This is a genomic window from Aureimonas sp. SA4125, assembly GCF_019973775.1.
GTDB lineage: Bacteria > Pseudomonadota > Alphaproteobacteria > Rhizobiales > Rhizobiaceae > Plantimonas.
Genome location: NZ_AP025032.1, coordinates 1,868,476 through 1,882,603 on the forward strand (window position 1 = coordinate 1,868,476; position 14,128 = coordinate 1,882,603).

At 67.5% G+C, this 14,128-nt stretch carries 15 protein-coding genes; 5 read left to right on the plus strand and 10 right to left on the minus strand.

Features of this window, described 5'->3' with window-relative positions; all coding sequences use genetic code 11:
- Nucleotides 1–34 precede the first annotated feature (34 nt).
- Nucleotides 35–670 carry a TetR/AcrR family transcriptional regulator gene (locus tag Sa4125_RS08610; RefSeq protein WP_224005976.1) on the minus strand — a complete coding sequence of 212 codons (636 nt, stop codon included), beginning with the start codon at nt 668–670 and terminating at the stop codon, nt 35–37.
- A gap of 257 nt (nt 671–927) precedes the next feature.
- On the minus strand, nt 928–2,181 hold the full coding sequence (locus tag Sa4125_RS08615) for a tlde1 domain-containing protein (protein WP_224005979.1): 1,254 nt from the start codon (nt 2,179–2,181) through the stop codon (nt 928–930).
- Between the two features lie 350 nt (nt 2,182–2,531).
- Between Sa4125_RS08615 and Sa4125_RS08620 the strand changes: the two genes are divergently transcribed.
- The 3 genes from Sa4125_RS08620 to Sa4125_RS24170 all read left to right on the plus strand — a co-directional run bounded on the left by Sa4125_RS08620 (nt 2,532) and on the right by Sa4125_RS24170 (nt 5,298).
- Nucleotides 2,532–2,837: a hypothetical protein gene (locus tag Sa4125_RS08620; protein WP_224005982.1), complete on the plus strand. Its 306-nt coding sequence runs from the start codon at nt 2,532–2,534 to the stop codon at nt 2,835–2,837.
- Nucleotides 2,838–3,038: 201 nt separating this feature from the next.
- Nucleotides 3,039–4,355, plus strand: a complete 1,317-nt coding sequence (locus Sa4125_RS08625) for a UDP-glucose/GDP-mannose dehydrogenase family protein (protein WP_224005985.1) — start codon at nt 3,039–3,041, stop codon at nt 4,353–4,355.
- Nucleotides 4,356–4,584: 229 nt separating this feature from the next.
- Entirely contained in the window at nt 4,585–5,298 is a 714-nt protein-coding gene (locus tag Sa4125_RS24170) for a GntR family transcriptional regulator (protein ID WP_267461365.1), read from the plus strand.
- Between the two features lie 4 nt (nt 5,299–5,302).
- Here the strand turns inward: Sa4125_RS24170 and Sa4125_RS08640 are convergent, their stop codons facing one another.
- From Sa4125_RS08640 to Sa4125_RS08675, 8 genes are read right to left on the minus strand one after another with little or no spacing between them, the layout of a single operon-like run.
- Nucleotides 5,303–5,647, minus strand: coding sequence for a cupin domain-containing protein (locus Sa4125_RS08640; RefSeq protein WP_224005988.1), 345 nt, complete (start codon nt 5,645–5,647; stop codon nt 5,303–5,305).
- Complete coding sequence (locus Sa4125_RS08645; protein ID WP_224005991.1) at nt 5,644–6,309, minus strand: isochorismatase family cysteine hydrolase; 666 nt, start codon at nt 6,307–6,309, stop codon at nt 5,644–5,646. The genes Sa4125_RS08640 and Sa4125_RS08645 overlap by 4 nt, the downstream gene beginning before the upstream one ends.
- Nucleotides 6,309–7,883 (minus strand): ABC transporter ATP-binding protein, encoded by a 1,575-nt coding sequence (locus Sa4125_RS08650; protein ID WP_224005994.1) that lies wholly within the window; start codon nt 7,881–7,883, stop codon nt 6,309–6,311. The genes Sa4125_RS08645 and Sa4125_RS08650 overlap by 1 nt, the downstream gene beginning before the upstream one ends.
- Nucleotides 7,880–8,587, minus strand: coding sequence for an isochorismatase family cysteine hydrolase (locus Sa4125_RS08655; protein WP_224005997.1), 708 nt, complete (start codon nt 8,585–8,587; stop codon nt 7,880–7,882). The genes Sa4125_RS08650 and Sa4125_RS08655 overlap by 4 nt, the downstream gene beginning before the upstream one ends.
- Nucleotides 8,588–8,590: 3 nt before the next feature.
- Nucleotides 8,591–9,607 carry a formamidase gene (locus Sa4125_RS08660; protein WP_224005999.1) on the minus strand — a complete coding sequence of 339 codons (1,017 nt, stop codon included), beginning with the start codon at nt 9,605–9,607 and terminating at the stop codon, nt 8,591–8,593.
- Between the two features lie 9 nt (nt 9,608–9,616).
- Nucleotides 9,617–10,537, minus strand: coding sequence for an ABC transporter permease (locus tag Sa4125_RS08665; RefSeq protein ID WP_224006002.1), 921 nt, complete (start codon nt 10,535–10,537; stop codon nt 9,617–9,619).
- Nucleotides 10,534–11,640, minus strand: a complete 1,107-nt coding sequence (locus Sa4125_RS08670) for an ABC transporter permease (RefSeq protein ID WP_224006005.1) — start codon at nt 11,638–11,640, stop codon at nt 10,534–10,536. Before Sa4125_RS08670 ends, Sa4125_RS08665 begins: the two co-directional genes overlap by 4 nt.
- 17 nt (nt 11,641–11,657) lie before the next feature.
- Nucleotides 11,658–12,776 (minus strand): BMP family ABC transporter substrate-binding protein, encoded by a 1,119-nt coding sequence (locus Sa4125_RS08675; protein WP_224006008.1) that lies wholly within the window; start codon nt 12,774–12,776, stop codon nt 11,658–11,660.
- 400 nt (nt 12,777–13,176) lie between these two features.
- Here Sa4125_RS08675 and Sa4125_RS08680 point away from each other — a divergent pair, with 400 nt between their 5' ends.
- Complete coding sequence (locus Sa4125_RS08680; protein ID WP_224006010.1) at nt 13,177–13,428, plus strand: hypothetical protein; 252 nt, start codon at nt 13,177–13,179, stop codon at nt 13,426–13,428.
- Nucleotides 13,425–13,976, plus strand: coding sequence for a 2'-5' RNA ligase family protein (locus Sa4125_RS08685; RefSeq protein WP_224006013.1), 552 nt, complete (start codon nt 13,425–13,427; stop codon nt 13,974–13,976). Before Sa4125_RS08680 ends, Sa4125_RS08685 begins: the two co-directional genes overlap by 4 nt.
- The last annotated feature ends 152 nt before the right edge of the window (nt 13,977–14,128 follow it).

The window sequence follows — 14,128 nt, forward strand, 5'->3', positions numbered from 1 at the left end:
TTGAAAGTCGCCATTGCGCCCAAAAGAAGGGCCGTCATTTCTCGTCAGACGCCCTGCGCCGCGGCTCGCCGAGGACACCGACGACGCTGCGTCGCAGATACGGCTCGACCAGCTCGAGGTCGAAGTCGGGCTCGATCTGCAAGCGCATCACGAGCCCGTCGCCGAGCGAGAACAGGACGAAGAGCGCGGTCTCGACATCGACATGCGCGTCGATCTCGCCCTCGGTCTGGGCCTCGACGAGGCTCTGGCGGAAGGCATCGCGGACCTCTCTTTCCACCTCGTGGAATCGCTTGCCGACAGCAGTGTTGCGGATGCTCTCCGAACAGATCTCCACCATCAGGCCGCCGGTCGCGGGATCGCGGGTGCTGCGCAGGTAGTCCATGGCAACCGCGGTGATGCGATCGACGATGCTGCCGCCGGCCGACAGGCCCTGCATGCAGGCGGCAGCCTGACCGCGCTCCTCCTCGGCGATCGCCTCGATGATGGCATCCTTGGCCGGAAAATAGCGGTAAAGCGCGCCCGGGCTCATCTGTGCCTCGGCGCAGATCTGCTGCATCGATGCCCCATGGAACCCGGATCGCGCAAAGCACGCTCGTGCGGCCGCAAGCACATGCAGCCGCCGCTGATCGTGCGCCGTCACCGGCTCGGGATCGTCGAGATGGAAAACCAAGGGCAGGCCTTCGTCAGGAAAGGGAGAGCGAATGATCGTTCTCATACACCAGCAGGGCCCGGCGGTCGAGTCCATGGGCGCGCGGAAGGCCGCGGCAAAGCACGCGGCAGGCTCCTGCCAGAAGGGTCGGTCTATCCGTCGGAAAACTCCGGACATTTCATCCGCGCCGCCTTGGCACGCGGAATTTCTGCGGCACGGACGGCCGCCGGCGCAGTCAGGCAGCCGAGCCGTTCGCCGGCCGGATTTCTCGTCGGCTCCTAGCGGAAGATCGACGCGAAGCGGCCCACCGGGTTTCTGGACATCTTCGCGACCACGACGAGCTTCTTGATCTCGCCGCGCCGGAAGGCCGCGAGGAAACGCTTGTAGTCCTTGATCGAAACGCAGCCGTTTGAATCGCCGCCTTTGCCCAGCATGTAGGTGTGGGCCAGAAGACCGTTGCGGTTGTGAATCGCCTTCTGGCCGCCGACCGGGTTGAGCCGGATCGCCGCCACGCCGTGGAAAAGGCTTTCGCGCATGCTGAGCGTGTAGGTGTGGGGCGGGGTCGGGCCACGCATCTTCTTGTGCGCGTAACTCGGATCGTCGCGCATCATGCCGAGCCCGGAATGCGCCTCGAGCTTCTCGCCGTTGGGCAGATAGACCATCGCGGCGCTGATGTCGTAGACGGCGACGCCCTTGCCGGGCGTCGCGAAGGTGCGGCCCCTGAACGGCGGGGGGACATCGTCGTCGCCGGCATCCGGGCGGGCGTAGGCAAGCACGGGGACCTTCGGCTCGCGGCGTGCGGGACGGGTCGCGGCGACGGGCCGGTCGGCGTCTCTGATCCGGTGCCGCGGCCGGGCGCGGGGAGTCGGGACGCTGGCTGCTTCCAGCTCCGGCGCCGGATGGGCGATGACGCTGCTTGGAAGCCGCGATGGTTCGAGCAGCGCCACCTCGACCTGCGGGCCATTGTCGGTCGCGCCCGGCGGAGAGACGATCGTCGCGGGAACGGCAGCGCTGGCGATGGCGAAAGCCGGCTCCTGTGCGAGATCCAGAGCGATCCTGCGGCTGTCGGTCTGTGCCATGCGGTAGCCGGCCGACGGCATGAAGGATGTCGGCTGGCCGGCCGGGCCGAAAAGTCGGTGCGACAAGCCCGGCATGGTCATCGCCATGGTGACCGGCTTCGGCTCGGCCCGGCCGGTCTGCAAGGTGGCAGGCTGGGGAATGGAGAGGCGGTGCGCAACCGGCTGCAGCGGCGACAGCACGCGCATCGATTTGTCGTGGGCGCGAGACGACCTCGCCGCGTTCGCGGAACCTGCGGCAGGGGGCACCGATGCGGCTGCGACGGCGTGCGCGGGTGCGATGGCATACGGCACGGTCCGCGCCGCGACCGCGACGAGACCGGCCGACAGCGTGAAGCCGGCGGCGACTGCCCAGATCAGGCCCGAACGCTTGCGGAAAGGAGTGGGGCGCGGCGGCTCTTCCGACAACTGTGGCTTTGTCCAGAAAGGTGCGACAGCGTCGAAGCGGGATGTCATGGGGCGCGCCAGGAAACTCGAGAGGAACCGATCATGCGACCAGCCATCCGGCGGTCACGAGCCCGCGACCAATCCGCCGCTGAGGGCAGAATCGCAGCTTATGGTTACCAAGCCGTTCCACCGGCAGGATAACGCCGGGCCGCAGGAGATCTGGCGGCGGCTCGGCTCGACGTTTCGCGCCAAGGACGCACCAGACCCTGTCGGTCGGCGCACCGGGTGCGCCCGACCGTGCGTCCGACCGTGCGTCCGCCCCCGGCAAACCAGGCGTCCAGGCCGGTCCGCGTCGAGTATTGACTGTGACACCCCATCCTGCGGTTTGTGACGATCCCGTGAACTCTTCGGAAAACCCTATGCCCAGTCTGATCGAAACCATTGCCGCGACCGTCCACGAACTGGCGACGCCGGAAATGAAACCCAAGAACCTGATCAAGGCGGTCCGCGAAAAATACCCCGACGCCAAGAAGCAGGATATCGTCAGAGCCGCCTTCTACGCGGTGATCTCCCGCGCAGACGCCGATCCGGAAAAGGCCGACCGTCTGCAGGCGATGGCCATCCGCGAACGCAATGCCGACGCCGACGATTGCAAGCCCGCGACAAAGAAGCCACCGCGCAAGCGCAAGGCCGCTCTTGCCAAAGCGGAAGCGAAGGCGGACTGAGCGGCGTCCGCCGCATCCCTCGGAGCCCCCGACCGTTCAGTGTGTTTGCCCGGACGGCGCCGTTGGGCGGATCAGGTTTTTCTGAAGGGTTCCGGCGGTCGCTCGGCGAAGCGGCCACGCAGCGGGTTCCGAGTCTGGACAATGGGCCGAATAGTTCGCATGAGACGCGGCAGCTCGAATGGGTTGAGGTGAGGGCTTCTGATGCGGCTTGTCATGGTGGGTTCGGGTTATGTGGGTCTCGTTTCGGGCGCCTGCTTTGCCGATTTCGGACATGACGTCATCTGCGTCGACAAGATGCAGGACAAGATCGACGCGCTGAACGCGGGACGCATGCCGATCTACGAGCCAGGGCTCGAGGCATTGGTGAGCGCCAACAGGTCCGCCGGTCGCTTGAGCTTCACCACCGATCTGGCGCGTTCGGTGGCGCAGGCCGAGGTCGTGTTCATCGGCGTCGGCACGCCGTCGCGGCGCGGCGACGGCCATGCCGACCTCACCTATGTCCATGCCGCCGCACGCGAGATCGCGCGATCGGTAACGGGTTTTACCGTCGTGGTGACGAAGTCGACCGTTCCCGTCGGGACCGGCGATGAGGTCGAGCGGATCATCCGCGAGGAAAACCCCGACGCCGACGTCATCGTCGTCTCCAATCCGGAATTCCTGCGCGAGGGCGCCGCCATCGCCGATTTCAAGCGCCCCGATCGGATCGTCGTCGGGACGGAGGATCCGCGCGGCGTGGCGGTCATGCGCGACGTCTACCGGCCGCTCTTCCTCAACGAGGCGCCGCTGCTGTTCTGCGAGCGCCGGACGTCGGAACTCATCAAGTATGCCGCCAACGCGTTCCTCGCGATGAAGGTCACTTTCATCAACGAGATGGCGGACCTTTGCGAAAAGGTCGGCGCGGACGTCCAGAAGGTCGCCAAGGGCATCGGTCTCGACAAGCGTATCGGCGACAAGTTCCTGCACGCCGGCCCGGGCTACGGCGGTTCCTGCTTTCCCAAGGACACGCTGGCGCTGGTGAAGACGGCGCAGGACCACGGCAGTCCCGTCCGCCTGATCGAGACGACGGTGAGCATCAACGACCAGCGCAAGCGCGCGATGGCGCTGAAGGTGATCGCCGCCTGCGGCGGCAGCGTGCGCGGCAAGACCATCGCCGTCCTCGGCCTCTCCTTCAAGCCCAACACGGACGACATGCGCGACGCGCCGTCGCTGACGATCATCCAGGCGCTGCAGGACGGCGGCGCCCGCGTCACGGCCTATGATCCCGAAAGCATGGAGGCGGCGGGCGCCATGGTCGAGAACGTCGTCTTCGGCCGCAGCGCCTACGAGATCGCCCAGGATGCGGAGGCGCTCGTCGTCGTCACCGAGTGGGACGCGTTCCGCGCGCTCGACTTCGAGCGCATCAAGGGGGTGATGCGTGACCCGCTGCTCGTCGACCTGCGCAACATCTATTCCAGCGCCGACGTGACGCGGCACGGATTCCGCTATATCGGCGTCGGGCGCGGCAGCACGGCCGGCTGAGGATCACCGCGAAATGCCGAGCCTGCACATTCCTTCCAATTATCGGTCGAGGAGGCACGCAGGATGATCGAGTTCCAGGCCAGCAGCTGCCGGCAAGGATAAGTTCGCCCGCATCAACAACGTCTGAGCATTGACGGAGGGATGGCGCCGGCCAGCCCATGACCTAAAGTGCGGCTGTCGTCCGGTCGTCGCCCGCCGGGCTCTGCTGCATCCTGCCTGGAACGGAACCGTGCCGCCTGTCGTCAAGAGAACCCAGACCGACCTCATCCGAGAGGCCATCGCGGACCGGATCGTGCAGGGCTATTTCCGTCCCGGGGAAGCGCTGGACGAAACGGTCCTCGCCGCCGAGTTCGGCGTGTCGCGAACGCCGATCCGGGAAGCGCTGCGCCAGCTCGAAGCGTATGGGCTGGCGCAATCGCGCCCGCATCGCGGCACGATCGTCGCCTCGATGTGCGATACGCAGCTCGACGAAGTCTTCTTCGTCATGGCCGAGCTCGAGGCGCTGTGCGCGCGTTTGTGCGCGGAAAACCTCCTCGGCCGGGAAGCCGATGCGCTGGCGATCCTGCACGAGGCGGGCGCGGCCCATGTCGCGGCCAACGCGGTCGAAGCCTTCCGCACACACAATGAGCGCTTCCACAACGCCATCTATGCCGGGGCCGGCAACGCGTTCCTGGAGGAAAGCACCGTCGCCGTCCGCCGCCGGCTGGCGCCGTTCCGCAAGGTCCAGTTCGACGCCTTTCACCGCATCGCCGAATCCCAGCGCGAGCATGGGCTGGTGGTGGCGGCGATCCTGAGGGGCGACGGCGAGGCTGCCGCAGAGGCGATGCGCGCCCATCTCGGCAAGGTCCGCCGCACCGTCGACCGGGTGACGGACTATGTGGCGCCGCGCGAGCTTGCGCCGGAACGGCCAGCCGAGACGCGCGCCCGCATGCCGCCGGCCTGAAGGGCTATTCGCCGAGTATCCGTACGGGTTTTGCCCAGGAGATGAGGACGAGGCAGCCCTGCTCGGACCAGACGCTGTGGACGCTGCCGACAGGGTTCACGACGACCGTCCCGGCTTCGTAGGTGCCGTGTTCGTCGCTTTGGCTGCCGTCGATGACGACGATGCTCTCGAGGCCGACATGCTCGTGGCGGGGCACCGATGCGCCGGGCGCATAGCGCAGGAGAGCGAGCCCCGGCCCCCCGTCCACGGAGCGCTGCAGGTGGCAGATGGTGACGCCGTCGCGAAAGGCCTCGAACACCAGACCGTCGAGATTGCCGAGGGCAAGGCCCGGCAGGACGAGCGGCGTCATGCCGTCAGCCCGGAAACGACCGCCGCGGTCGGTGCGACCCAGCCGACGATGGCGCCCTGCGCCCGGATCATCTCGATCGCCGCCTGCTTGAAGGCGGGAAAATAACTCTCCGTGGCGTCCTCGGCGAGAAGGCATTCGTAGCCGCGGTCGTTCGCCTCGCGCATCGTCGTCTGCACGCAAACCTCGGTGGTGACGCCGGCGAAGACGAGCTGGCGGATCCCCAGCCGCTCCAGTTCCGCTCCGAGCCGCGTCGCATGGAAGGCCCCCTTGCCGGGCTTGTCGATCACCAGTTCACCCGGCAGCGGCGCCAGCGCGGCGACGATGTCGGCGCCGGGCTCGCCCCTGATGAGGATCCGGCCCATCGGACCCTCGTCGCCGATCCGCAGGGCCGCGTTGCCGCGCAGGCGCTTGGCCGGAGGGCAGTCCGAGAGGTCAGGCGCATGGCATTCGCGCGTGTGGATCACCGGCCGTCCGGCATCGCGGAATCCCGCGATGAGAGCGGCGACGGTCGGCACGATCGCCTCCAGGCGCGAGACGTCGTTTCCCAGACTGGCGCCGAAGCCGCCTGGCTCCAGGAAATCGCGCTGCATGTCGATGACGACGAGAGCGACGACATCGCGGTCGAGCGGGAACGGGAAGGGCGTCGCCTCGATCGCGGGCATCAGGCGTGCCCGGCCATGTGCGAACCGATCGCGTGGATGTCGGCGCCGGCGCCACCCGCGGTCTCGAAGACAACATGGCCGTCGAGCATCACGAGGATGCGGTCGGAGAGGGCGACGATCTCGTCGAGATCCTCGCTGACGAGGAGCACCGCCGTCCCCTCGTTGCGCGCCGTCATGAGCTGGGCGCGGATGTCGGCGACGGCGCCGAAGTCGAGCCCGAAGCAGGGATTGGCGGCGACGAGGAGGTCGGTCTCGCCGGAAAGTTCACGTGCCAGCACCGCGCGCTGGACATTGCCGCCGGACAGCGTGCCGATCGGGCTCGATGGCGAGCGCGTCTTGATCTGGTAGGCGGCAATCAGCCGGTGCGCGTCGGCGGCAAAGCGCTGCCGGTCGAGAAACCAGGTCTTCGTCCCGTCCGGGGCGGTGTCGAAGGTGCGGAAGGCAAGGTTTTCGGCCACCGACATGCGGCCGACGCAGGCATTCTTCAGGGGCTCCTCCGGCAGGCAGCGAACTTTCCGCGCCTGCGCCTCGCTGCGGGTCGCGGCATAGGGCTGGCCGGCCACGGTCATCGTGCCGCCGTCCGGCGCGCTCTGGCCCGACAGGACCTCGACCAGCCGCTTCTGGCCGTTGCCGGAAATGCCGGCAACGCCGACGATCTCCCCGGCATGGACGTCGAGGGCCTCGATGGCGATCGAGCCGCGCGTCTGCGGGTCGCCGGAAACGAGGTTGCGGATCGACAGCACCGGGCCGGGCGCAGCGACCGTCGCCACGCGGCCGGGCACGTCGGGCAGCGTCCGCTCGCCGATCATCATGGCGGCCATTTCGCCGGTCGACAGGTCCGCGACGAGGCCGCTGCCGACATGCTGGCCGCGGCGCAGCACCGTCACCCGGTCGCAGTAGGCTGTGACCTCCTTGAACTTGTGGGTGATCAGGAGCACCGACATGCCGGTTCCGATCGCCAGACTGCGCAGGAAGCCGAGCACTTCCGAGGCTTCGTCGGGCGTCAGCACCGAAGTCGGCTCGTCGAGGACGAGGACGCGGCTGCCGAGATAGAGCTGCTTCAGGATTTCCGTCTTCTGCCGCTCGCCGGCCGACAGCGCCTCGACCGGGGTGTCGAGCGGCACCTTCAGCGGCATGGTCGTGAGAAACTCGGCCAGCGCCCGGCGCTCGCTTTTCCAGTCGATGACGGCGGGCACCTCGGCCCGCGCCATCACCATGTTCTCGAGCACCGTCATCGCCGGCACCAGCGTGAAATGCTGGTAGACCATGCCGATGCCCAGACGCCGTGCGTCGCGCGGGCTGTCGATGGTCTGCTCGCGGCCATCGAGGATCACGGCGCCTTCCTCCGGCCTGTAGTAGCCGAGGATGCACTTCACCAGGGTCGACTTGCCCGCACCGTTCTCGCCGAGGAGAGCGTGGAATTCGCCGGGCATCAGCGCGATGGATACGCTCTCCAGCGCGGTAAAGCTGCCGAAGCGCTTGGTGATGCCGACGGCCTCCAGCAGCGGGCGCGGGCCCGTCACTGTCGCGCTGGCAGGAGGCAGGGCGGAGGCCGTCGCGGGGAGTGCGCTCATCCGATCGCCTCGATCAGGCTGGCGCTGGTGGCGACGGCCCCGAAGACCCCGCCCTGCATGGTTACCATCTTGATCGCCGCATCATGGTTGCCGCGGTCCGTCGCCGCGCAGCAGTCCACGACGATCAGGCATTCGAAGCCGCGGTCGTTGGCCTCGCGCATGGTGGTGTGGACGCAGACATCGGTGGTGATGCCGGTGAGGACGAGATTGGTGATGCGGCGCTGGTGAAGGATGAGTTCGAGATCGGTCGCGCAGAACGAGCCTTTGCCCGGCTTGTCGATGATGACTTCGCCCGCGATCGGGGCAAGCTCCGGGATGATCTCCCAGCCCGGCTCGCCCCGCACGAGAATCCGCCCGCACGGGCCGGGATCGCCGATGCCCGCGCCCATCTGGCGCGAGCGCCAGCGCTTGTTCGCCGGCAGGTCCGCAAGGTCGGCACGATGCCCTTCCCGGGTGTGGATGACGGAATAGCCCTTCGCCCGCATCGCCGCGAGCAGCCGCCGGATCGGTTCGATCGGCGCGCGCGTCAGCGACAGGTCGTAACCCATCGCGTCGACATAGCCGCCGACACCGCAGAAATCGGTCTGCATGTCGATGATGACGAGGGCCGTGTTGTCTGGCCTCAGCGAGCCGTCATAGGGCCAGGCATAGGGATAGGAGTCGACCGTCAGGCCATTGCCGGGAGAGACTGCCAGCGTGCTCATCGCCTACTCCGCCGCGTCGTCGAAGCGCTGGCCAAAGGTCCGGACGGGCTTGGGAAAGCCGCAGGAAGTGCCGTCGGTCACCGCCACCTCCTCCTCCCAGGGCACGGCATAGCTGCCCGCGACGAGATCGTGCATGTAGGTGTAGGGGCAGTCCTGCGCGCCGCCCTTCACCGCGACATAGCCGCGATGGCCGAGCTGGTAGATGTTGTTCTCGACGCCCCAGCCCTTGCGCGCCTCGCGCACGAGGTCCGGCCGCACCTCGGCCGTGATGATCTCGTTGACCCGTCCGGTCGTACCATGCGCCAGCACCGCGCCGTCGAAGTCGACGATCATGCCTTCGCCCATGGAATCGAAGCTGCCATCCGAGCCGCACATGCAGACATTGGCCGTGATCATGAGGTTGCAGAAGGAGTTGGACTGGTTGGTGAAACGCCAGGACTCGCGGATCGGCGCGGTATAGCCGGCGGTGCGCAGCATGATCTCGGCGCCCTTGTAGGCGCATTCCCGCGCCATTTCCGGGAACATGCCGTCATGGCAGATGATCAATGCGAGCTTGCAGCCGTTCGGCCCGTCAATGACAGGGACGCCGAGATCGCCTGGCTCCCAGGGTTCGACCGGGACCCAGGGGTGGAGCTTGCGGTAGTTCAGCTGGATCTCGCCCGCATCGTCGATGACGAGGCCGGTATTGTAGGGCATGCCGCCCGGATTGAACTCCATGATGGAGAAGCAGCCCCAGATCCGGTTCGCCTTGCAGGCCGCCTTGAAGGCGGCGACCTCGGGGCCGTCGATCCGGCACATGATCGCCGGGTTGATGTCCATGGACAGGCCGTGCAGCGAATATTCGGGGAAGACGACGAGGTCCATGGTGCCGAGATTGCGCCGGGCCTTGGCGACCATGTCGACGATCACCTGCGTCTGCCGCTTCAGGTCCTCGGGTGTGACGACCGTCGGAAGCTGCAGTTGCACGCAGCCGATGACGACGCCGTTCGCCGATTTGTTCAGTCCGCCGAGGCCGTTCATGGCGTTCTCCTATTTTGTGATCGAAAGCTCGCGTGGCGCGCCTTGCAGGCTGCGTTTCGGCGAGGAGGTGATGATGAGGATGGCCAGCGTCAGGACATAAGGGGCGGCGTAGAAGAGGTAGTAGCCCTGGTTGACGCCGACCGATTGCAGCGCCGGCCCGAGCGCGCCGGCCCCGCCGAAGAGGAGCGCCGCGCCGAGGCAGGCGAGGGGGTTCCAGCGGGCGAAGATGACGAGCGCCACCGCCATCAGTCCCTGGCCGGAGGAGATGCCCTCGTTCCAGCTGCCGGGGTAGTAGAGCGACAGATAGGCGCCGGCGACGCCGGCCATGAAGCCGCCGAAGGCGGTGGCGGCGATGCGCACGGCAAGGATCGGATAGCCCATCGCCCGCGCCGCGTCGTCGCTGTCGCCGACCATTCTGAGGATCAGCCCGATCCGCGTCGTGCGGAACATCCAGAAGAGCGCGACGGCCATGGCGATGCCGATGAGGAACAGCGGGTTGATCTCGAGCGCCGCGCGCACCTGCGGCACGTCGGACCAGAAACCGAAGGGAACCGAGGGGAGGAGGGGTGCCGCCGGCTGCACCAGCGGCTTGCCGAAGAAGAAGGCAAGGCCGGAACCGAGGATCATCAGCGCGATGCCGACGGCGATGTCGTTGACCCGCGGCAGGCTGCAGAGAAAACCGTGCAGGAGACCGAACAGCACGCCCGCGAGACCGGCGACGAGAACCCCGATCCAGGGCGAGCCCGAGAGGTAGGAGCCGCCATAGCCGGCCATGGCGCCGAAGACGAGCGTGCCCTCGAGCCCGAGATTGATGCGGCCGCTCTTTTCGGTGACGCATTCCCCGAGGCTGACGAAGAGGAAGGGTGTCGAGACGCGGATGGCGCCGCCGAGAATGGCGAGCGGCACGCCCCAGAGACCGATGTCGTTCATGCCGCCCTCCCGCGTGCCGCTCGGCCGAAGACGACCAGCCGGCCGAACAGGGTCTCGCTGATCAGGATGGAGACGAAGAGGATGCCCTGCAGCACGAGGACGGTCGCATCCGGCAGGCCCATGCGCCGCTGCACCAGTCCGCCGGCCGCGGCGAGCCCGCCGATCAGGAGCGCCATGGGCACGATGGCCAGCGGGTTCTGCCGGGCGAGAAAGGCGATGAGGATGCCGGTATAGCCGTAGCCGGCGATCAGCGAGGCGTTGGCGCTGCCGTGGATGGCCGCGACCTCGATCATTCCGGCAAGGCCGGCCGCCGCTCCGCCGGCTGCGGTGAAGGCAAGGATCAGCCTGCCGACGCCGAGGCCCTGCACCGCCGCGGCGCGCGCATTGCCGCCGGCGATGCGCGCGGCAAAGCCGAAGGTGGTGCGCTGGATGACGACGCTGGCGGCGATGCAGGCGAGGATGCCGATGACGATGCCCCAGTGGACCGAGAGGCCGGGAATCGCCCCGATCGCAAAGTCCGGGTCGAGCGGAGGGGTCGAGGGCTTGTTGAGGCTGCCGGGATCGCGGAAGGGACCCTCGACGAGGTGGTTGAAGAGGGCGATGGCGATATAGGCGAGGAGGAGGCTCGAGATCGTCTCGTTGACGCCGCGATAGTGCCGGAGCGCCCCGGCCGCACAGATCCAGGCGCCGCCGGCGATCATGCCGGCGATCGCCATGCCGATTATGCCGGCGAAGGCGGGCAGGCCCGACAGCGTGCCGGCCGCGACGGCGGCGGCGAGGCCGCCCAGCACGAAAGCCCCTTCGCCGCCGATGACGACGAGGCCGAGCTGCGCCGGCAGCGCCACGCACAGCGCCGTCAGGATCAGGGGGGCCGCCCGCTGCAGGGTGTTCTGCAGCGAAAACCAGGTGCCGAAGCCGCCGCGCCAGACGAGCGAATAGAGCTCGACCGGCGATTTCCCGATGGCCGCGATGAAGGCGCCGAAGACGGCAAGTCCCGCAGCCAGCGCGATGACCGGGATGAGAACCGCCTCGATCCGGCGGGCGGCGGTTTCACCCGTCAGCCGCTCGGCAAGGCGGGGCGGGGAGGCGGCGACGGCGCTCATCGGCGACTATTCCGGCTTCACGACGTCGAGCCGAGGACGCCCTCGACGAGATAGTCCATGCTCTCCAGCTCGATCGCCGTCTCGGGATAGTCGGTGCCGGCCGCGACGACCTCCTTGCCCTGGTTGTCCTTCAGCGGACCCTTGATGACGGCAAAGCCGCCCTTCATCATTTCTGCCTTGACGGCGTCGGCCTGTTTGCGGGCGGCGTCGCCGACGGCGGAGCCGTAGGGGCTGGTCTTGACGAAACCCTCGGCAAGGCCGCCGCGGACGAAATTCTCGAGCGGCTCGCCCTTCTGGGCGGCCTCGACGAAGTTCCTGTAGACGGTGGCCCAGTCCCATTCGGCGCCGGTCAGGTAGTGTTCGGGTGCGAGTTCTGCCTGGCTGGTGTGGTAGCCGCAGACGAAGGCGCCGCGCTTGGCGGCCGTCTGGACGAGCACCTTCGGTCCGTCGACATGGCAGGTGATGACGTCGGCGCCCTGGTCGATCAGCGCGTTCGTCGCCTCGGCCTCCTTCACCGGCATCGACCAGTCGCCGGTGAAGATCACCTGGGTCTGGATCGTCGGGTCGACGCTGCGGGCGCCGAGGGTGAAGGAGTTGATGTTGAGGAGGACCTGCGGGATCGGCTTGGCGGCGACGAAGCCGAGCTTCTTCGACTTCGTCTGGTGGCCGGCGATGATGCCGCTGAGATACTGCGCCATGCCGATATAGCCGAAATAGGAACCGGCGTTCTTCGGATCGCTGTCCTTGTTCCAGAGCCCGCCGCAGTGGCGGAACTGGACATCCGGATTGGCCTTGGCCGAGTCGACCACGAACGGGCTGAAATAGCCGAACGAGGTCGGGAAGATCAGCGAAGCACCATCGAGCTCGATCATGCTCTGCATGGTCTGCGTCACCGCGTCGGTTTCCGCGACGTTCTCCTCCTCGATGACCGTGATCCCGGCCATGTCCTTGATCGCTGCGGCGCCCTGGGCATGCGCCTGATTGTAGCCGAAGTCGTCGCGCGGCCCGACATAGACGAAGCCGACGGTCAGGTCGGCAGCGAGTGCCGGATTGATTCGCATGAAGCCCGGGAGGGCGGCGAAGGCCGCGCCCGTCTGAAGCAGACGGCGGCGGGAGAAAGGCATTGAGATCGGCATGGTGCACCCCTGAAATGACGGTAATCGACGTGTTCGGCTGATTGCATGCAATCTCGGTGCCAAAGCCGTGATGGCGCGATTTCAGGGAGGCGGGCACAGAGGCGGAGGCTATTGACGATGTCGGCGCCTAAAAAACAGCCATCGGTGCCCGGTTTCCGTCACTGCGATCTTCGGAGCGTGCGGAAGCGAGGTCCTTTCTGGTGCCAGCTGCCTCCTATGCTCATCGGACCCCGCCCACAGACGAGGCGCAGGCCGCTCCGCCGTCGAGAAATGATCGAGGAGGGCCGTCTGCGGACCGCCCCGTCGCACCGTCCGGGCGGTCGTGAGGCGCCATCGGAAATGAGTCGGTGGCCTCGGATCGCTTTCGTGACCGGCGCATTCACCGTAGATGACAAGCCGAATGATCTATCGAAGCGCAAATGGGGACGACTGGCTGCTCGCGACCGACGAGTCGGGCGTCCGCACCGTGGTCCACCGTGCCAATCCCGCGTCGGGCGGGACGCAGACGACGATGCCGGTCGAGGAGTTTCTCGAGCGGGGAGGCGGCAGTCCGGAGGCAGCGGCGGTTCGGGCGGCGCTGGCGGCGCCACCGGCCGACGATGGTATCGGTCGGAACGAGGATGGCGCCCCGGGACTCAGCCGGGTGCCGTGACGGGCGCAGCTGGCGACGTGGTGCGCACGGACGCCGGGTCTGGCGCCCCCTTGATCCTCACGCTGCGGTTCGACGACGCGAGCTTTGCGCACTTCCACGGCATGCGGCGGCGCCACTTTCCGCCCGAGCGGAATTTCATCCCTGCGCATCTGACCTTGTTCCACCATCTGCCCGGTGATCGATATGCCGAAATAGCAGAGGCTGTCGCGTCGCGGGCGGCGCGCCTGGAGCCTTTCCCGCTGGCGATCAGGGGCTTGCGCTTTCTCGGGCAGGGGACGGCCTATGCGATCGACAGTCCGCCCCTCGCCGCCCTTCGGGGCGAGTTCGCGGCACGCTGGGCGCCGCATCTGACGCGCCAGGACATGCAGGGGTTTCGCCCGCATGTCACGATCCAGAACAAGGTCCCGCCGCCGGCATCCCGGACCCTCTTCGAGGCGCTGTCGGCATCGTTCCTGCCGTTCGAAGCGACCGCGACCGGTCTGCTCCTCTGGCACTATCGCGGGGGGCCATGGGAGGCAGCAGGAGAGTTTGCCTTTTCCGGCGGGTAAAAGTTCTTTCGGTCCGTCATTTCCTTGGGGCGCGACGAGATCCAGGACTTCGGGGCCGTGTCGCATGGCGGCGACATCGCCGTCTCTCACCCGCATCCTGAAAAGCCAGCCGGGGCGGGAGTACGGCGGGGCAGGTGGTTGAAGCGACGCGG